Origin of the sequence: Candidatus Pantoea edessiphila, assembly GCF_002933315.1 — a bacterium.
In the GTDB taxonomy this organism is placed as follows: domain Bacteria; phylum Pseudomonadota; class Gammaproteobacteria; order Enterobacterales; family Enterobacteriaceae; genus Pantoea_C.
In genome coordinates this window covers 78,383-97,734 of sequence record NZ_PDKT01000001.1, presented here as the reverse complement: position 1 = coordinate 97,734, position 19,352 = coordinate 78,383, and the positions used below count along the sequence as shown (strand labels likewise).

The following is a 19,352-nucleotide window of genomic DNA, read 5'->3' as shown; positions in this document are numbered from 1 at the left end:
ACAATTATTCAAATCCAAGGAAAAACATTTCAATTTCAATTCATAAAAATAATGATAACAACATCTATTATGATGTCAATTGTAAGATATTGTCTCAGTAAAATAAATAAAGAACAAAATTTACGGAGGAGGAGAGATTCGAACTCACGGATAGTTTCCTATCGACGGTTTTCAAGACCGTTGCCTTAAACCGCTCGGCCACTCCTCCATTTGTTTTGAATTTAGAAGTATTATAAACAATTTTTTTAAAATTGCAAAATAAATAAAAATTATTAATTGATTAATAAATATTAATTAATTATGTCTATGTTATAAATAAATTTATTAGTTATTTAAAGGTAAATGCATTTTAAATCATAACATGTATTGTAATATATAAAATCATAATTAACAGAAAAATTTTTTATTTATAATTTATATATAAATTATTTTAAATAAGGATAAAAATATGAGTCTTGATAAGATAAATATTATATATGATCATGAAGGATATTTAAAAAAAATTGATGAATGGAATGAAAATATAGCAATAAATCTTGCTAAAAAAGAAAATATTTTTATGACTGAACAACATTGGAATATAGTGTATTTACTAAGATCTTTTTATTTAAAATATAATATTTCACCTACAATGAGGATGTTATCTAAAATTATTTCAGATAAATATGGAAAAGAAAAAGCAAGCAGCCTTTATTTGTTTAAATTATTTCCAAAAGGCATTTTGAACCAAGCAACTAAAATATCTGGAATTCCAAAACCAAATAAATGTCTTTAATGCAAATATAAATTTAATATAATGTATAAAAATTGTAATAACTAAATTGATATTTGATAATAAAATTTTCTAAGATTTGATTAGTGACTAAATATTTTAATATTGTTAAGGGCTTTAGTTTTGTGAACTGTTATCAATCATGATATTTTTCTTAATTATCAATTGATAATAATCATTTAGAAATGATGGTTATAAAAAAAGATTAACTTAATAATTATTTAATAATTTATTTGCCAATAGTATTTAAATAAATAATTTATTTTTCATTTATAAATCATACATTTATTATTAATAGATTAATACAAATAATTATTACATAATGTTTTTTATTGAAGATTTCAATATAAAAAATTAATTATAAATATTCACTTAATATCTGATTTGTCGATAACTATAAATTATGCTAAATTTCAATTGTATTCATCATAAAAAACAATAATTAGCAATAATTAAGATAGTATTACGTATATTTTAAGATAAATCAGTTTTATTTTTTTCAAAAGTTAAATGGTTAAAATATTATTTTTATTTTTTATATATAACCAAAAAAAATAATTTATCAATAACATGATAAATAAGCTAATTTATTTATAATAATATACTTTTTTACTATAAATACCTCAAGAAATGATACTTTTAATATTTGAATTAAAAGAACTGACTTCTTCATTTCTTGTTTTGAATAATAACGAGGTATAAAATGAAAAAGATATCTACTACAATTGCAATTTTATTTACTGGATTTTTTTCATCAGTAGTGCAAGCAATACCACAAAAAGATACTTGGTATATTGGTGCCAAATCAGGATGGTCGAAATACTTTAATGCTGATGAACATGATTATACATATTTAACTAATGATGGTGTCACTCATACAAATGCATTGGCTAACAATCTATTTCTCAGTTATCAAATTAATCCAATATTAGGTTTTGAACTTGGATTGGATAAATTGGGGAATATAAAATATTCAGGCGAAAACATTTCCGGTAATTTTAAATCATATGATTTGCAGTTAAGTGCTAAATTTAGTTATCCATTTAGTGATAAATTAGATATATATAGTAGATTAGGAGGTATGTTATGGTATGTAAATGCAGATCATTTCACATTAGCTAATAATAACTCTTTCGAAAATACAGATATAAGCTTTGTTCCATTTATAGCCGCTGGAATGGAATACTCTATAAACAGAGATATAGCAATAAGATTAGATTATCAATTTGTTAATACTATAGGTGATAAATATATTGTAGGTTCAAAACCTAAAAATGGAATATTAAGTTTTGGTGTTTCTTATAAATTCGGGCATAAACCTTATTCTGCAATAAAGGTGAATACTCAAAAGAAATCAGTGAATGATACTAAATATTTTAAACTTAAAAATGATGTTTTGTTTAACTTTAACAAATTCATTTTGAAAAATGAAGGTAAACAAACTTTAGACCAATTATATAAAGATTTAAACTTTAATAAACAAAAAAATACTGTTATGATTATAGGTTTTACAGATCGGATTGGTTCTATAAAATATAATCAAGGACTTGCTAAAAAAAGAGCTCAATCTGTTTTAAATTATTTAGCAAGAAAAGGCATTCCTTCAAATGAAATGTCTATAAGCAGTATAGGTAAATCTTATTCTATTACTAAAAACAAGTGTAATAATATTAAAAAACGTAAATCTTTAATTGAATGTTTAGCTCCAGATCGGAGAGTAGAAATTAAAATACAAGTTATAAAAAATATTAATGCTAATCTTAATGCATAATGATTAAAAACATTAGCTATCCTCTTCTTAAGATTAATCAGGAGAGGGTAGTTATTTATACAATGAGTCTATTAAAAAAACTTGCTAAGATATGTTATTTTGTTACCATATACAGAAATTAAATTTTACTATATCTATCATAAAAGTTATAGTACAATTAGTTTTTTTCAATTAAAAGTGCTAAAATTTTGAATTATAAACGACTTACATGGACAGATTTACAGCCAGATATTTTAGAATATAAATCTATTTTCTCTAAAATTAAAGAAAATTACATTGATCCTATAGAAAAATTGCAACCTAGATTAATAAATGGACTAGCACATTTATATCATCAAAAACAAGGTTTTCCTATTTTATTGGTGTGTATTAAAGAAAATCGTGATTATCTTGAGATTATTGCACAAATAGCTAAAAATATTATTCTTCCTTCTTCTTCATTGTTTGGGGGAGATTATCAAATTATTAATGATACAATTATATTAAAACCACCTTCAGATATAAAACACCGATTTACTAGTCAAGGTGAAGTGTGTTTTGCAGATTGGATTAATAAAGAATTATTATTCGGATACGCATGTATATATAAAAATCGAATCCATCTGGAACCTGGTTTAATTCATGAAGCTAATGGTGGTACATTAATTCTTTCTTTAAAATCCATTTTATTGAATCCAGAAATTTGGTTTTATTTAAAGAGGTTTATTGAGCAAGGATATATAGAATTATTTTCATATAATAAAACATCTCCCTTACCGATATCAATTCCACCATTACCGTTAAAACTGAATTTGGTTTTGTGCGGAGATATTGATTCCTTATATGATTTTCAAATGATTGATCCAGAATCTTATAAAACAGCTATTTACACTGCATTTGAGGATGATATTAAAATATCAAATGAAGAAGATCTTTTAGCATGGTGTAGATGGACAGTTTATTTAGCAGAAAAATATTCTTTACCTATACCAGAAGAAAATTTTTGGCCAGAGTTAATTAAAGAAGGTATTCGTTTTAGTAATGACAAAGAAAATTTACCTTTATGTCCAAGGTGGTTAATGCGTCAAATTCGTGAATCAGTTTCAATTATGGGTGATTCATTAAATGGTAAGGCTTTATGTGATGCATTACAAGTACGTTTATGGAGAGAAAATCAGCTTAAAGAAAATATAAATAATGATATTTTATCAAAACAAAATCTTATTAAAATTGAAGGTAAAATTATAGGACAAATTAATGTATTATCAACTATTGAATATCCTGGTCATCCTCGTCTTATAGGTTTTCCTTTCAGAATTACATGTGTAGTTTACCCAGGAAATAATGAATTAATTGATATAGAAGGTAATTCTAAATTAGGAGGTAACATATACATAAAAAGCATTATGATAATTCAATCTTATTTAATGTCTGAATTAAAAATGCAGCTGCCATTTGTTGCATCATTAGGATTTGAACAATCTTATTCTGAAATTGATGGAGATAGTTCTTCATTAGCTGGATTGTGTGCATTAATCAGTGCCTTATCTCGAATACCTATCAATCAACAAATAGCGGTAACTGGTTCTATAGATCAATTTGGTAATATACAACCAGTTGGTGCATTAAATGAAAAAATTGAATCTTTTTTTGATATTTGTAATATTCTGGGACTTACAGGTAAACAAGGTGTTATTATACCAACTCAAAATATACGACATTTAAGTTTAAATGAAAATGTACTAAAAGCTGTTAAGAATAACGATTTCCATATATGGACAGTTAACAACGTTAGCGAAGCTATTTACTTGCTAACTGGTAAGTCATGGAAAAATCAAGAAAAAAAAGAAGATTGTCTAGTTGATATCATTCAACAAAGGATTCAAAGACAGAACGTAGTCCCACGTTCTGCTTTTTATAACATATTTAGATGGTTTAACTAGATAATTTATAAAAAATATATCAAATAATTTATCATAACCATCTTGTTTTTGTGCAAGTATAAAATTAGAATAATGTTTAATAATATGATTTCGATATTCTAGTATCCATTCACCACTAATAACTGCTTTGCCATCATATCTTCCTTGAATTTTTTTTACTATTATATTTAGTTTATCTTTTTTAATGACTAATAATGGTAAATCGGATATAAACCATCGAGGAGGATTTTTACTTAAGTTACAAATCATAGTTTGTTTTAATTGTTGCACTAAAGGATTAACCCATAGATCATTATTAATGATAATATATTCTACATCATTAGTTTGATAAACTAATCCATTATCTGCTAGATGATCTGGAAGTGAAACTTGTTGTATCCATATCGCATATTTATTATCTTGTTGATATTTTTTATTAAAATTTATTGAATTATTTTCTACAGGTAGATGATAGTAAATTTTTTTTGTTGGACTACTACATGCATTTAGTAATACTGTAATAAGAATTATTACTTTTTTTTTCACCTCTATATCCTTTTTGGCTGAGGATCTTGATCTGGTTCGGTTCTATATATAAGAGCATTGCTATTAATATTGAGAATTTTAAGAATTGATTGCAGTTCATTTAAAACTTGATTTAATGTTTGCATATTGCTCATTGTTCTATTGTATGTTTCTGATCCAGGTTGTAATTCTTGAGTCAATATATTAAGATTATCTATAGCTTGATGCATATCTTCAGGTAAATTTTTTATTGTCGGATTTGTCATAATATTTTTGACTGTATTTATCATTAAATTGAAATCTTTAATTATTTTTGTTCCTTCTTTTAGAGTATTATTTGATTCTTTGATGATATCATTAATTGGTATTCTATTTATTTTATCAAGTAAAATTACAATTTTTTGCTGTATACTATCAAAACTGATATCAATAGTAGGAATTACTTTATAACCTAATATTTTTTCAGATTTATTTGTAATCATTTCATTATTATAAAAATCTAAATCAATGTAATGAGAATCTGATAAAAAATTATTAGTTTTTATTATGCCGTAAAGCACTTTTTTCTTTTTGAGAAGCTTATCTAAATTAAAATTTTTACCTAAAATTTTAATAAAACGAGCAGGTTCAATTTGAATTAGCACTGGTATTTCATAACTATAATTTAATTTTTGCTTCATGATTGCTTTTAAAAAAGGTACTTCAGATACAGTGCCAATACGAATACCACGAAATTCTACTGGTGCACCAACTTTTAAACCACGAATGGAACTTGAGAAAAGCAATACATAATTTGTATAATGATTTTGTAATAGTTTTTCTGTATCATTTTGATTATCCAATAAATAATATAACTTTTTGTTGTTAATATACTTACCTGAAAAACAACCAGATTTTGTGTCAAAACTTATACTATTATTAAATAGATTATTGAAACGTCCAATTTCAATACTCATGTTTGAAGTAGATAAATTTGCAGAAATACCACTATTTTTCCAAAAGCAAGTTTTGTTATTTATCAGATTAATATAAGGTTTTTCAATAAATAATTGATATGTAGTTTTGTAATTTTTAGTATTAAATATAATATTTTCTACTGTTCCAACACGATAACCATGAAATAGTACTGGATCACCCTCAGATAAAGTTTGAGACGTAGTGCTTTCCAAAATAACACGGGTTCCTTTCGCATTAGGTAGTACAGTTGGAGGTTCTTTCATAAGATTATATCTGTTAATTAGTTTGTTTTTTTTATCAGAATATTGATTGTTTTTACCAGGATATAGTTCTATATATACACCTGCTAATACCTTACTAAGACCATTGATCCCTTCATGTTTGATTTGCGGTTTAACTACCCAAAAAATAGTGTCTTTTTGTAAGAGATATTGCATACCTGAATTTAATCTAACTTTTATTTCAACATTATTTAAGTTCTTTGATATTGATATTTTTTTTACTAATCCCACGTTAACGTTATGACTTTTAATGATGGTACGTTCTTCTTCTATGCCTCTAGCATTATTGGTAATTAATGTTACTTCGGGTCCTAAATGAATTAATTGGTATATCATAATCCATGTAGCAACAAATAAAGTAACGGAAAGAAAAATCCATATTGAAGACCGGTTTTTTATTTTACTTAAATTGGCATGTTTATAGTTTATTTCCATATTAATAGTAATTCCTTTATTTATTATTTATTCGATCCCAAATTAATCTTGGATCAAAATTCATTTCGGTAATCATGATAAAAATTATTACTAATGTAAATAATATTAAACCAGACGAAGGGTAAATTTGTATTAATTTTCCTATTTTTAATATAGATGAAAGTATTAATATTATAAATATATCTATCATAGACCAATGTTCTATAAATTTAATAATTTTATAGATAGCATGCATTGTTTCTATACTACTATTACCGTAACCATTTGCATTCCAACATAACCAACCGATCGAAAAAATTTTTAGCATTGGTATTATAATACTAAAAAATATTAATATAGAAATTAAATAGTAACCTTCACACCATAATAAAATTATGCCTTCCATAATATTTGATGGGTATTTTAAACCAAAAATTTCTGTAGTCATAATAGGCATGAAATTAGCAGGAATATAAAGTATCAATGATGTAATTAATAAAGCTAATGTAATTTGTAAACTATATTTATAACGTACACCAACTTTAATCCCACATCTAATTCATGTATTTTCAAGTAATGGTAAAATAGCAGTACAACAATGGCAAGATCGTAAACCTTGATTTAAACCAGTTTTACCTATTATTAGGTTGTTTAATTAAATTAGGCATAGGTTTAATTAATTGCCATAGCCAACGACGGTCAATACATTGAAATAATCTCAATTGTAGTATACAAAACAAACACCAAGGCCAGAAACTAGGTTGTAAATTAATATTGCCATAATTTGTTAATTTAATTAAACTTATTAAGTATCCCAATTATGAAAAATTCAACCATAATACAACTACGCAGTTAAAAGAAAGTCTTAGCTAGAAATAATTTTATTTCAATTGATAGGTTAGTAGGATTAACCAATAAAAAAATTATAATTATACAATATAGAGGAATAAATTGGATAACTAATACAAAAAATGTCGCTAATATAGTGTATCCTTCATTTGCCATAATATGAGGAATTTGATTCAATAAAATTTGATTATTAATACCAGCAAAATTTATATTTACAATAGGAAAAATATTCGAAAATACTAATAAAACAAAGGTTGATAGCGCACAAATGTTATGTCTCCTATATGGCTCATACCAATTTGATACAAAGACATACGAACAACGAGGATAAGACGCTTCTTTTCCTGTGAATAGAAAAGATATTTCCATTAATAGATCGCATGTTGGACAAAGTATATAATTAACATTTTTATTTGTTGACACGTCTGTACCTTGAAATTGTCAATAATATATTTTTTATTAAAATTATATTGCATATTAGTTTTAACAAATTAAAATGCTGTTTTGTAAAAAAATCATTTTTATAACTGTTATTTATATATAAAAAATAATATATCTTATATTATAGTCAAGTAGTTAATCAATTTAATATGTTTTTATAATTTTTAAATTATTTGATGATTTTAAAAATGATTATTTTTTCTTTTACACTTGCTAATAAAAATATTGTTATAATTTTTTTAATATATAATCATTACTTTTTTAATTATGATAAATCATGATTTGATTTAAATGATATAGAATTAATAATCATAAACGAATTATGTTTTTTAAAGTTGTAAATTATTAAAAAGTAAATTTTAAATACTTTTTGATAAAAATAGTTAATAATATTTTAATATCTTTATTAATATCAGCTATAATTTGTTAAGATATTGCAATATTCACATCGATAATTAATTCTATCAAATTGTTATTTATTCATAATAACCAGATGACAAAATTATTACAAATAGATTGTAAATATCGTTATTTAATGTTACTTATTCACTTAGAACATTGTATAAAATATAATCCAGGAATATTTTAGTTTGTGGTGCGTTTGTTTTGTATCACTATTTAATATATAAAAAATATAATAAATTTTTATATCAAGATAAAAACAAAATTAATGTTACATATTATTTATTCATTTATGAAACTTTAGGTTTTGATTTTATCATAAACAATAAATATGATCTGTAAATATTATATAAAAAATGTTAAAAGAGATATTACTATGAAATTAGTATCCGTAGCAGACATATTAAAAGGTCGTGTTGTAATTAATACTATAATTACAGTATGTGGTTGGGTACGTACAAGAAGAGATTCAAAAGCTGGTTGTTCTTTTATTTCAGTTTATGATGGTTCTTGTTTTAATAGTGTACAGGTTGTTGTTAATAATTCTTCAGATAATTATAAAAATTCAATAATACATTTAACTACTGGTTGTTCAGTCATAGTTACAGGAATGTTAACATCTTCTCTTGGATATCGACAAGATCTTGAAATTCAAGTAACTAAGTTAGAAGTAGTTGGATGGGTGAAGGAATCTAATAGTTACCCCATGTCGGCAAAAAGTCACAGCATGGAGTACTTACGTGAAATGGCACATTTGCGTCCACGTACTAATATCATTGGTTGTATATCTCGTATGCGTAATACATTATTTCAAGCCATACATAGGTTTTTTAACGAGAACGGATATTTTTGGGTGCCAACTCCAATTATTACTTCATCTGATACTGAAGGTGCTGGCAAAATGTTCCGAGTATCTACTTTAGATTTAGATCAACTGCCTTATAATGATAAAGGAAAAGTTGATTTTAATAAAGATTTTTTCGGAAAAGAAGCTTTTTTAACTGTTTCAGGTCAACTGAATGCTGAAGCTTATGCTAGCGCTTTATCAAAAATATATACTTTTGGTCCTACTTTCCGTGCTGAAAACTCTAATACTAGTCGTCATTTAGCTGAATTTTGGATGTTAGAACCAGAATCAGCATTTGCATCATTAGAGGATATTATTGTATTAGCTGAATCTATGCTTAAATATATATTTAAAGTAGTGCTTGAAGAACGCAAAGAGGAATTAGAATTTTTTGATAAGCGTGTTGGTCAAAATATTATAAATCGTTTAGAACATTTTTTGAATGTTAAATTTGTTCATATAAGTTATACCGAATCTATTGATATTTTAATAAATTCTAAAAAATCATTTGAAAATAATGTTTATTGGGGAATAGATCTATCATCTGAACACGAACGTTACTTAGTAGAAGAATATTTTAAAATACCAGTAATAATTAAAGATTATCCAAAGGAAATAAAAGCTTTTTATATGAGATTAAATGAAGATAATAAAACCGTTGCTTCTATGGATATTTTAGTACCAGAAATTGGTGAACTAATTGGTGGTTCACAGCGCGAAGAACGTATTGAAATATTAAATATTCGTCTTAGAGATTTAAGATTAAGTAAAGAAGATTATTGGTGGTATTGTGATCTTCGTAATTATGGTACTGTTCCTCATTCAGGTTTCGGATTAGGATTTGAACGTTTACTTTCATTTATTACAGGGGTACATAATGTTAGGGATGTAGTTCCATTCCCTCGTACACCACGAAATGCAAATTTTTAAAAATTAAAGTATTTATTGTATGCTGATTTTTATAATTAATAACAATTAATATGTTTTAGTAAAAATTGAAATAAACAATATAATTATTTTAAATAAGTTATTTATAAAAGGGAAGAAATAACAATAAATAAAATACAGTTCTTTAAAAATGTTGATTATTTGAATTATTAATTTAAATGGGTTATTGATATTTTTTTTTCAAATTGAAGCATGAACATAATAATTATACTTAATGAAATTACGTGAGGCTAATGAATAATGGTTAGACAAAAAATTCTTATAGCAGCCATGTTAACTATTTGTATTAACGGCACAACGAATGCAGTAGAAATTTACAACAATAATAACACTAAACTAGATGTATATGGTGAAATTAATGGATCGCATTATTTTTCTCCTAATGTCTCTCTTAATGATCTTTCTTTTGATTACCGGCGTAATTACTTCGCTTTTAATTTTCCTCCCGGTGAGGATAATACCGGATTAGATAAAAGCCGTGCTAATTTTGGTTTTCGTGCTGAATCTGTATTAAATGATGAAGATAAAATATTAGGTTACGGAGAATTGCAATATAATGTACCATTAAATGCAGCTGAAAATGATATAAAATCTAGCGGTAGAGGAGCTTTAGGTTTTATAGGTATTAAATCTCCATTAGGATCGTTTGATTATGGACGTAATTACGGTATTATGCATGACGTTAGCGCTTGGACTAATGTCTTGCCGGAGTTTGGTGGTGATTCAGAATATTCAGATAATTATTTAATTGGACGAAATAGCGGATTGTTTACCTATCGTAATAATGATTTTTTTGGACTACACAAACAATTAAAATTTGCTATTCAATACCAAAGTCAGAGTGATGATGATGTTGATAAAATGAATTTTAACGCAAATACATATGGAATGTCAGCTTCTTATATGTTACCAATCGGTGTAGGTATATCAGGTGCATATGGAAATAGTGCGCTTGTTAAAAATACAAAAAATAATAACCTTGTTAACAAAGACGATAATATTGACACAGCATTAAAGCCTGAATTTATTGCATTTAACGATAAATTCAATGATAATTCAAAACATTGGTCTACTGCAATTAAATATGATAAAAATAATTTTTATTTTGCTACAATGTATGGTAAAACATATAAGTCAACTTACTTAAAAGAAAAAATAGATGGACATTCTATTGGTTTTATAGATAATGTAATTAATTTTGAAATGGTTGCGAAATACAAATTTGATTTTGGTTTAATCCCTTCTATAGCGTATATAGAATCAAAAATTGAAAATACTAAAGGTGATGATACTTACCTATATAAATATATCGATCTAGGTGCAACTTATATTTTTAGTAAAAATATGATGGCATATTGTGATTACCGTATTAATAAAAGACAATCAGGTTACAAATTTAATTTTAACGGTCGAGATAATATATTAGCGATAGGGTTGATTTATAAATTTTAGATTATTATTTTATAATAAAAAACGGAGCATTAGTTCCGTTTTTTATTATAAAATAATAATCTAAAATTTATAAATGAGTTAAAATTATCTTTATCATAGATAATTAACATATAAATTTACTATAAAACTGGAACTAAATCATGTTTGAATCGATATTATCTGCACCTAACGATCCTATTTTAGGATTAGCTGATTTGTTTCATAATGATAATAGGTCTGATAAAATTAATCTTGGTATAGGTGTTTATAAAGATAATTTTGGTAATACTCCTATTCTTACTAGTGTAAAAAAAGCTGAACAAATTTTATTAGAAACAGAAAATAATAAAAATTACTTAAGTATTCAAGGATTAAGTGATTTTGCTATTTTTACACAAACACTACTTTTTGAAAAAGATAATTCTTTAATTAAAAAAGATCGTATACGTACAGTGCAAACTTTAGGTGGAACAGGAGCATTAAGGATAGCAGCAGATTTTATATCAACTCAAACTTCAACTAAATGCATTTGGATTAGTAATCCAAGTTGGCCAAATCACAAAAACATATTTAATGCTACAGGTTTTAAAATTAATTATTATTATTACTACGATGAAATTCATAATACATTATCTTTCGATCGTATGATGGATTCGTTAAAGAATGCCAAAAATGGAGATGTGATTTTATTACATGGGTGTTGCCACAATCCAACAGGAATTGATCTCAATATTGAACAATGGAAACATCTTGCTCAAATATCTCAAAAAAATGGTTGGCTCCCTTTATTTGATTTTGCTTATCAAGGATTTGCAAATAACATATATGAAGATGCTAAAGGATTACGTATATTTTCAGAGATACATCAGGAAATGATTATAGCTAGTTCTTATTCAAAGAATTTTAGTTTATATAGTGAAAGAGTAGGTGCACTTACTGTAATAGCAGGAAACTCTACAATAGTAGAAAACACTTTTAGTCAGATAAAATCTATAATTCGCTCTAGTTATTCTAATCCACCAGCACACGGCGCTAAAATTATATCAACTATTGCCAAAGATAATTTTTTACATAATCTTTGGCAACTAGAATTATCAGATATGAATTTACGAATTAAGTATATGCGTACATTGTTTGTGAAAACTTTAATAAAAAAGAATATACAAAAAGATTTCGATTTTATTACTAAACAACACGGAATGTTTTCATTTATTGGATTAAATAAAAAACAAGTTTTAAGACTATATGAAAAATTCGGCATTTATATATTAAATTCTGGTCGAATAAACTTCGCTGGCATTACTCCATATAACATAAATATATTATGTGATGCTATAAAAAAAGTTTTTTAATTACATTTTATTAATTTACTGCAAAAAAGGATTGTTTATTTTTTCATATCCAAGTGTAGAAATAGATCCGTGACCAGGAATAAAAGTTATATCGTCTCCTAATGGAAGTAATTTCATGTATATAGAATTCATTAAATCTTTGTAGTTGCTTTTAGGAAAGTTAGTACGACCTAGACCACCTTTAAAAATTACATCTCCAGAAATCAAAAAACGTCCTTTACGGTAAAAAAACACTATATGTCCTGGAGTATGACCAGGGCAGTGTATAACTTCAAAAGTTAAAGATCCCAATACAATTTTGTCACCCTCTTCAAGCCAACTATGAGTTTTAAAATCTAAATGTTTCTTTAAAAGAATATCCTTACTTTTGATTAACAAAGATTCCAATAGAAATTTATCAAGCTTTTGTGGCCCCAATATCGGAATTTTATAGCATTTACTTAATTCTATAGCTGCACCAACATGGTCTAAATGACCATGTGTTATCAGTATCTTTACAGGAGAAAGATCAAGATCAGATAATTCTTGTTGTATTTTTTCAAAATTTCCACCTGGATCAATTACTATTGATTCACGAGTTAATTTACACCACACAATACAACAATTTTGCATAAGAGAAGTAACAGAAATAATACGGTAATTCATAACTACTCCATTAATATTTCTTATCTTTTAAGTAATTAATTATTGTCGTTGATAGATATTTTTCTAGCATTATTTTCTATTAATATTGGTATACCATTTTTAATTGGATAAGCTAGAAAATCTATATTACAAATAAGTTCCTCATAATTATATGTTAATTTACCATTACATATAGGACATGTTATAATTTTAAGTAAGTAATTATCCATGATACATTTTTATTTTTCTTATTCTGTACTTTATGAGTATATCTATAAATAATTAGTGAACGGATGCTGCGCAGGTTGCAGCATCGAACATAAAAAAATAAGTTTTATATCAATTAGTAAAATATAAAAACAATAATTTTCTTAAAAATCAACCGTAAATATTTGCACGATCACGTAATTCTTTCCCTGGTTTAAAATATGGAACATACTTACCTTCTAGATCTACTTTATCACCGGTTTTAGGGTTGCGACCAATACGAGGAGCTCTATAATGCAATGAAAAACTCCCAAAACCTCTAATTTCAATACGTTCGCCTTTTTCTAAAGTGTTAGCCATGTATTCAATTATCTCTTTAACTGCATTTTCAATGATTTTAATTGATATATGAGCGTTTTGTCTTGCTAATTTTTCAATAAGTTCTGATTTTGTCATATAATCTCCATTAACCACCACTAAAGCATCTCTAAAATTAGAATATAGATTCACATTATCTTTATTTTAAATAAATTATTCATTTTTAGCTGCTTTAAATGCTTCAACCATAACATTAGAGAAATTTTTTTCTTCATTATTAGCATCATTAGCAACATTATCTTTTTCTTCAAATTGTTCTTTTGATCTAATAGATAAATTAATAACACGATTCTTACGATCAATCCCTATGATTTTAGTTTCGACTTTATTTCCAATTTTTATAACATATTGCTTATTTTCTGAATGATCACGAGAAAGTTCAGAAAGACTTAAATAACCTGCAATACCATTAGAAAGTTCAAGAACAGCATTTTTATTATCAACTGAAATTACTGTACCAACAACAACATTACCTTTTTTGTTTAGGCTGATATAATTATGAAACGGATCTTCTTCTAATTGTTTTATACCTAAAGATATACGTTCACGTTCTGTATCAACTTGTAGTACAACTGCAGCAATTTCATCACCTTTTTTATAGTTACGTACTATTTCCATATCTTCATGATTTAAATTCCAGGAAATATCTGATAAATGAACTAAACCATCAATTCCACCATCCAATCCGATAAAGATTCCGAAATCTGTTATTGATTTTATTTTACCTTCAACACGATCACCTTTATTATATTTTTCAGCAAATTTTTGCCAAGGATTAGGTTTGCATTGTTTTAAACCAAGAGAAATTCTACGGCGTTCTTCATCAATATCCAAAACCATAATTTCAACCAAGTCATTTATATTAACAACTTTTGAAGGATGTATATTTTTATTTGTCCAATCCATTTCAGAAACGTGTACTAAACCTTCTACACCTTCTTCTATTTCGACAAAACATCCATAATCAGTCAGATTAGTGACTCTACCATTAAGTTTAGTACTTTCAGGATATCTCTTAGCAATTTCTATCCAAGGATCTTCTCCCAATTGCTTTAAACCTAGAGATACACGTGTTCTTTCACGATCAAATTTTAGAATTTTAACTTTAATTTCATCTCCTACACTAACTATTTCACTTGGATGCTTAACTCTTTTCCAAGCCATATCAGTAATATGCAATAATCCATCAACTCCACCTAAATCGACGAATGCACCATAGTCTGTGAGATTTTTGACAACACCTTTAATTTCTATTCCTTCTAGTAAATTCTCTAATAATTGATTACGTTCAGCACTATTTTCGGATTCAATAACTGCACGACGAGAAACAACAACATTATTACGTTTTTGATCTAATTTAATTACTTTAAATTCAAGTTCTTTTCCTTCCAAGTGAAACATATCACGCACTGGACGCACATCCACTAATGAACCTGGCAAAAATGCACGAATGCCATTAAGCTCAACAGTAAAACCACCCTTAACTTTACCATTGATAATCCCAGTAACAATTTTAGCATTTTCGTAAGCATGTTCTAGCATAATCCAAGCTTCATGACGTTTAGCTTTTTCACGAGATAAAACTGTTTCACCAAAACCATCCTCTACAGCATCCAACGCAACGTCAATTTCATCACCTACTTGAATTTTTATTTCTCCTGTAATATTCTTGAATTGATCTATAGGAATTGCAGACTCTGATTTTAGTCCTGCATCTACTATCACTATATCATGCTCTATAGATATTACTATGCCACGAATAATAGAACCTGGTCGTGTTTCTACTTTTTCCAGCGATTCCTTAAATAATTGAGAAAAAGATTCAGCCATATTGATAATTTTTAGAACTCTTAACTTTAACTGCCATGTAACATCATGTCATATGGTGTTGTTTAACATAACCTATACCTAATCCCTGGCATAAGTTTATTGAATAAAATTATTAAATAATTTCTCTTGAACGTGTTGTAATATTTTTTCTGTAACTTGATTAAGAGAAATTTTTTCTGAATTAATAATTAAAGCATCGCTAGCAGGTAATAAAGGAGAAATTTTACGATTATAATCACGTTCATCCCGTTTCTTCATTTCATTAAGTAAGAACTCAAACTTAACATTAAAACCTATTTTTTTCAACTGTAACTTTCTTCTACGAGTACGTTCTTCTAGGCTAGAATTTAAAAAAATCTTTAATGGTGCATAAGGAAAAACGACAGTACCCATATCCCTTCCATCTGCTACTAAACCAGGTTTTTTTACAAAACATCTTTGCTTTTCAAGTAAAAAATTACGTATTATAGGTGATTCTGCAATAATAGAAGAGATTTTGCTAATTTTTTCTTCACGAATTTTATCAGTTACATCTATACTGTTTAAAAGAACTTTAATTTTATTTTTTTCATGAAAAAATTTTATATCAAAATTTGATAATTTTTGAAAAAGTGATTTTTCTGATTTTAATATATCAATATTATGATTACTATAAAAAAGTGCTAAAGTACGGTATATATCACCTGAATTTAGTATATTCCATTTTAATAATCTCCCAATATTTTTACATAAAGCACTCTTTCCTACTCCACTAGGACCATCAATAGTTATTATTGGTGTAATTACCATAATTATTGCCTTTATATTTGTTTCATTATTTTTTTAATTTCAATAACATTTTATAGATTATTTAATAATAATGACTAATTTTAGCAAGTTCTTTAAAATATTGTGGAAATGTTTTTGTAGTACAATTAGGATTAAAAATTGTAACAGCTGTTCCTGACAATGCTACAAGAGAAAAACACATTGCCATGCGGTGATCATTGTACGTATCAATATTAGCATGAACAATCTTATTTAATGGTTTAATACAAATATAATCATAACCTTCTTTAACTTCTGCACCTAACTTACGTAACTCAGTTGCCATTGCTACTATACGATCTGTTTCTTTAACACGCCAATTATAAATGTTTCTTATATTTGTTATGCCTTTAACGAATAAAGCCATTATAGCAATTGTCATTGCAACATCAGGGATATCATTCATATCCATATTAACGGCATTTAATTTACCTACTGAACAAGATATATAATTATTACCTTTATCTATAGTAGCACCCATACTTTCTATTATATCAACGAAACGAATGTCACCTTGAATGCTATTACAACCAACTCCTTTCACATCTACAGTACCACCTTTAATCGCAGCGGCAGCAAGAAAATAAGATGCAGAAGAAGCATCACCTTCTATCCAATATTCTTTTGGTGAATAATATTTTTGATTTCCCTTTATTAGGAAAGTTTTATAGTTATCATTATCTACTTTTACTCCAAAATCATCCATTATTTTTAATGTAATATCAATATAAGGTTTTGATACTAATTTTCCTTTAACATTAATTTTAGTATCTTTTATTGCTAATGGTGACGCCATTAGTAATGCAGTTAAAAATTGGCTAGATATACTAGCATCTATTGTGAATTCCCCGCCTATAAATCCCCCATATATTTTGATAGGTGGATAATTATTATTTTCTATATAATCAATTTTAGCACCACCTTTACGTAATACATCTACTAAATGACCAATTGGACGTTCTTTCATACGTGTTTCACCAGTTAATATAATCTCTTGTGATTTAAGAGATAGAATAGCTGTTAAAGGTCTCATAACAGTACCTGCATTACCTAAAAATAATGTTAATTTTTTTAATGATGTTAAAGAACCAGAATTACCAATAATTTTGCATATAGTATTGTTATTTTGTAATTCATAATTTATGCCTAATGTATTTAAGGCATACAGCATATATTTAATATCATCACTATCTAATAAATTTTTTAATATAGTAGTCCCTTCAGCCATAGCAGAAAGTAATAAAGCACGATTGGAAATACTTTTAGAACCTGGAAGATTAATAGTACCATTAATTCGATGAATTGGTCTTAAAGTTATAGAATTTTTCATATTAGTATCCAAACAAACATAAAATCTGCTTATATCACTAAAGTTATAATAATAGTTATAAAATAATTTAAATTTGTTATCCATATTTACGTTCAAAATACACCATAAAATCAGCTAAAGCCTTCACTCCATCTAAAGGCATTGCGTTATATATTGAAGCACGCATACCTCCTGCTATACGATGACCTTTTAATGAAAGTAAACCTGCTTCAGTTGATTTTTTTAAAAAAATATTTTCTAATGAACTATCTGCCAATTGAAAAGGTATGTTCATAATTGATCTATTGTTTTTAGTAACATTATTTTGATAAAAATCACTATGATCAATAGTTCTATATAGAAGACTAGACTTTATTTGATTAATTTTATTAATTTCGATTATACCTCCTTGTTTTTTTAACCAATCAAATACTAATCCTGATACATACCAAGAAAAAGTGGATGGTGTATTAAACATGGAATTATTATCAGCTAAAATTTTATAATTAAGAATTGATGGAATACACAAATTGGTTTTTTTGTTTAATATTTTTTCTTTTATAATTACTAGAGTTAAACCAGATGGACCTATATTTTTTTGAGAGCTGGCATAAATTATTCCATAATTGTTAATATCAATAGGATATGAAAGTATGGCAGATGATAAATCAGCAACTATTATTTTTTTTTTAAAATTAGGAGATTCATTAATAGCAACACCATCTATAGTCTCATTAGGACAGTAATGTAAGTATATTGAATTATCACTAATATTCCAATTTTTCATCGGAGTAATTCCATACTTACCATTATATGTTGTCTTTACGTCTATAACATTAGGTGAACAATAATTTTTAGCTTCCTCTACTGCTTTATTTGACCAATATCCTCCATTAATATAATCAGGTTTGGAGCAATATGAATCTAAAAGATTAGCAGGTATAGCAGCAAATTGTGCTCGGGCTCCACCATGGCAAAATAATATTTTATAATTAGAAGGTATTTTTAGTAATTCACGAAGATCTTGAACAGTTTTTTCAGCCATTCGAATAAAATCATTACTGCGATGACTGATCTCCATTATAGAAACACCTAATTTATTCCAATTGATTAGTTCTTCTTTGATGCGATACAAAACATCAATTGGTAACATTGCTGGACCTGCACTAAAATTGTATATATTTTTCATTTATTCCTACTAATTAGTTTAGTATTTTATCATTTTTATAAAAAATCTATCGTATTTTAGAAAATCAATATAAATATATTTACTTCATATCAAATACTATTATTTTAATATAATTAA

The 19,352-nt window shown here is 26.4% G+C and carries 18 protein-coding genes and 1 tRNA gene; 6 read left to right on the top strand and 13 right to left on the bottom strand.

Annotated features, from left to right (window positions below):
• Positions 1-123: 123 nt before the first annotated feature.
• A tRNA-Ser gene (locus CRV12_RS00555) sits at positions 124-208 on the bottom strand.
• Between the two features lie 240 nt (positions 209-448).
• Between CRV12_RS00555 and CRV12_RS00550 the strand changes: the two genes are divergently transcribed.
• The 3 genes from CRV12_RS00550 to CRV12_RS00540 all read left to right on the top strand — a co-directional run bounded on the left by CRV12_RS00550 (position 449) and on the right by CRV12_RS00540 (position 4,465).
• A complete protein-coding gene (locus CRV12_RS00550) occupies positions 449-775 on the top strand; it encodes a TusE/DsrC/DsvC family sulfur relay protein (protein WP_136130707.1) in 327 nt (108 codons plus the stop codon).
• A 700-nt stretch (positions 776-1,475) separates the two neighbouring features.
• Entirely contained in the window at positions 1,476-2,543 is a 1,068-nt protein-coding gene (gene ompA, locus CRV12_RS00545) for a porin OmpA (RefSeq protein ID WP_136130706.1), read from the top strand.
• A 188-nt stretch (positions 2,544-2,731) separates the two neighbouring features.
• The gene (locus CRV12_RS00540; RefSeq protein ID WP_136130705.1) at positions 2,732-4,465 is read left to right on the top strand and encodes an AAA family ATPase; all 1,734 of its coding nucleotides are present in this window, start codon (positions 2,732-2,734) and stop codon (positions 4,463-4,465) included.
• Here CRV12_RS00540 and CRV12_RS00535 read toward each other — a convergent pair.
• From CRV12_RS00535 to CRV12_RS03855, 5 genes are all read right to left on the bottom strand, one after another.
• Positions 4,379-4,990, bottom strand: coding sequence for an ABC-type transport auxiliary lipoprotein family protein (locus CRV12_RS00535; protein WP_158676339.1), 612 nt, complete (start codon positions 4,988-4,990; stop codon positions 4,379-4,381). The genes CRV12_RS00540 and CRV12_RS00535 overlap by 87 nt on opposite strands.
• 2 nt (positions 4,991-4,992) lie before the next feature.
• Entirely contained in the window at positions 4,993-6,642 is a 1,650-nt protein-coding gene (gene pqiB, locus CRV12_RS00530) for an intermembrane transport protein PqiB (protein ID WP_136130703.1), read from the bottom strand.
• Positions 6,643-6,658: 16 nt separating this feature from the next.
• Positions 6,659-7,078: a paraquat-inducible protein A gene (locus tag CRV12_RS03770; RefSeq protein WP_241973748.1), complete on the bottom strand. Its 420-nt coding sequence runs from the start codon at positions 7,076-7,078 to the stop codon at positions 6,659-6,661.
• A gap of 175 nt (positions 7,079-7,253) precedes the next feature.
• Positions 7,254-7,439 (bottom strand): paraquat-inducible protein A, encoded by a 186-nt coding sequence (locus tag CRV12_RS03860; RefSeq protein ID WP_277870464.1) that lies wholly within the window; start codon positions 7,437-7,439, stop codon positions 7,254-7,256.
• A 34-nt stretch (positions 7,440-7,473) separates the two neighbouring features.
• On the bottom strand, positions 7,474-7,893 hold the full coding sequence (locus CRV12_RS03855) for a paraquat-inducible protein A (protein WP_277870463.1): 420 nt from the start codon (positions 7,891-7,893) through the stop codon (positions 7,474-7,476).
• A gap of 796 nt (positions 7,894-8,689) precedes the next feature.
• Between CRV12_RS03855 and asnS the strand changes: the two genes are divergently transcribed.
• The 3 genes from asnS (at position 8,690) to CRV12_RS00510 (ending at position 12,891) form a co-directional block, all read left to right on the top strand.
• A complete protein-coding gene (gene asnS / locus CRV12_RS00520; RefSeq protein ID WP_136130702.1) occupies positions 8,690-10,090 on the top strand; it encodes an asparagine--tRNA ligase in 1,401 nt (466 codons plus the stop codon).
• A gap of 258 nt (positions 10,091-10,348) precedes the next feature.
• Positions 10,349-11,560 carry a porin gene (locus tag CRV12_RS00515; RefSeq protein ID WP_136130701.1) on the top strand — a complete coding sequence of 404 codons (1,212 nt, stop codon included), beginning with the start codon at positions 10,349-10,351 and terminating at the stop codon, positions 11,558-11,560.
• Positions 11,561-11,700: 140 nt separating this feature from the next.
• The gene (locus tag CRV12_RS00510; protein WP_136130700.1) at positions 11,701-12,891 is read left to right on the top strand and encodes an amino acid aminotransferase; all 1,191 of its coding nucleotides are present in this window, start codon (positions 11,701-11,703) and stop codon (positions 12,889-12,891) included.
• Positions 12,892-12,906: 15 nt separating this feature from the next.
• On the opposite strand, the gene CRV12_RS00505 is transcribed toward CRV12_RS00510, so the two are convergent.
• From CRV12_RS00505 to serC, 7 genes are all read right to left on the bottom strand, one after another.
• Positions 12,907-13,536 carry an MBL fold metallo-hydrolase gene (locus CRV12_RS00505; RefSeq protein WP_136130699.1) on the bottom strand — a complete coding sequence of 210 codons (630 nt, stop codon included), beginning with the start codon at positions 13,534-13,536 and terminating at the stop codon, positions 12,907-12,909.
• Positions 13,537-13,571: 35 nt separating this feature from the next.
• Positions 13,572-13,745 carry a Trm112 family protein gene (locus tag CRV12_RS00500; protein ID WP_136130698.1) on the bottom strand — a complete coding sequence of 58 codons (174 nt, stop codon included), beginning with the start codon at positions 13,743-13,745 and terminating at the stop codon, positions 13,572-13,574.
• Positions 13,746-13,893: 148 nt separating this feature from the next.
• Complete coding sequence (gene ihfB / locus CRV12_RS00495) at positions 13,894-14,196, bottom strand: integration host factor subunit beta (protein ID WP_277870466.1); 303 nt, start codon at positions 14,194-14,196, stop codon at positions 13,894-13,896.
• 57 nt (positions 14,197-14,253) lie between these two features.
• On the bottom strand, positions 14,254-15,930 hold the full coding sequence (gene rpsA / locus CRV12_RS00490) for a 30S ribosomal protein S1 (protein ID WP_136130696.1): 1,677 nt from the start codon (positions 15,928-15,930) through the stop codon (positions 14,254-14,256).
• A 96-nt stretch (positions 15,931-16,026) separates the two neighbouring features.
• Positions 16,027-16,722: a (d)CMP kinase gene (gene cmk / locus CRV12_RS00485; RefSeq protein WP_136130695.1), complete on the bottom strand. Its 696-nt coding sequence runs from the start codon at positions 16,720-16,722 to the stop codon at positions 16,027-16,029.
• A gap of 58 nt (positions 16,723-16,780) precedes the next feature.
• Positions 16,781-18,067, bottom strand: coding sequence for a 3-phosphoshikimate 1-carboxyvinyltransferase (gene aroA, locus CRV12_RS00480; RefSeq protein ID WP_136130694.1), 1,287 nt, complete (start codon positions 18,065-18,067; stop codon positions 16,781-16,783).
• A 76-nt stretch (positions 18,068-18,143) separates the two neighbouring features.
• Positions 18,144-19,235 (bottom strand): 3-phosphoserine/phosphohydroxythreonine transaminase, encoded by a 1,092-nt coding sequence (serC, locus tag CRV12_RS00475; RefSeq protein WP_136130693.1) that lies wholly within the window; start codon positions 19,233-19,235, stop codon positions 18,144-18,146.
• Positions 19,236-19,352 lie beyond the last annotated feature (117 nt).

What these genes read in the sequence shown, in the direction of transcription:
- CRV12_RS00550 (WP_136130707.1), top strand. Translation starts at nt 449, where the DNA reads ATGAGTCTTGATAAGATAAATATTATATATGATCATGAAGGATATTTA.
- ompA (WP_136130706.1), top strand. Translation starts at nt 1,476, where the DNA reads ATGAAAAAGATATCTACTACAATTGCAATTTTATTTACTGGATTTTTT.
- pqiB (WP_136130703.1), bottom strand. Translation starts at nt 6,642, where the DNA reads ATGGAAATAAACTATAAACATGCCAATTTAAGTAAAATAAAAAACCGG.
- CRV12_RS03770 (WP_241973748.1), bottom strand. Translation starts at nt 7,078, where the DNA reads ATGCCTATTATGACTACAGAAATTTTTGGTTTAAAATACCCATCAAAT.
- asnS (WP_136130702.1), top strand. Translation starts at nt 8,690, where the DNA reads ATGAAATTAGTATCCGTAGCAGACATATTAAAAGGTCGTGTTGTAATT.
- CRV12_RS00515 (WP_136130701.1), top strand. Translation starts at nt 10,349, where the DNA reads ATGGTTAGACAAAAAATTCTTATAGCAGCCATGTTAACTATTTGTATT.
- CRV12_RS00510 (WP_136130700.1), top strand. Translation starts at nt 11,701, where the DNA reads ATGTTTGAATCGATATTATCTGCACCTAACGATCCTATTTTAGGATTA.
- CRV12_RS00505 (WP_136130699.1), bottom strand. Translation starts at nt 13,536, where the DNA reads ATGAATTACCGTATTATTTCTGTTACTTCTCTTATGCAAAATTGTTGT.
- CRV12_RS00500 (WP_136130698.1), bottom strand. Translation starts at nt 13,745, where the DNA reads ATGGATAATTACTTACTTAAAATTATAACATGTCCTATATGTAATGGT.
- rpsA (WP_136130696.1), bottom strand. Translation starts at nt 15,930, where the DNA reads ATGGCTGAATCTTTTTCTCAATTATTTAAGGAATCGCTGGAAAAAGTA.
- aroA (WP_136130694.1), bottom strand. Translation starts at nt 18,067, where the DNA reads ATGAAAAATTCTATAACTTTAAGACCAATTCATCGAATTAATGGTACT.
- serC (WP_136130693.1), bottom strand. Translation starts at nt 19,235, where the DNA reads ATGAAAAATATATACAATTTTAGTGCAGGTCCAGCAATGTTACCAATT.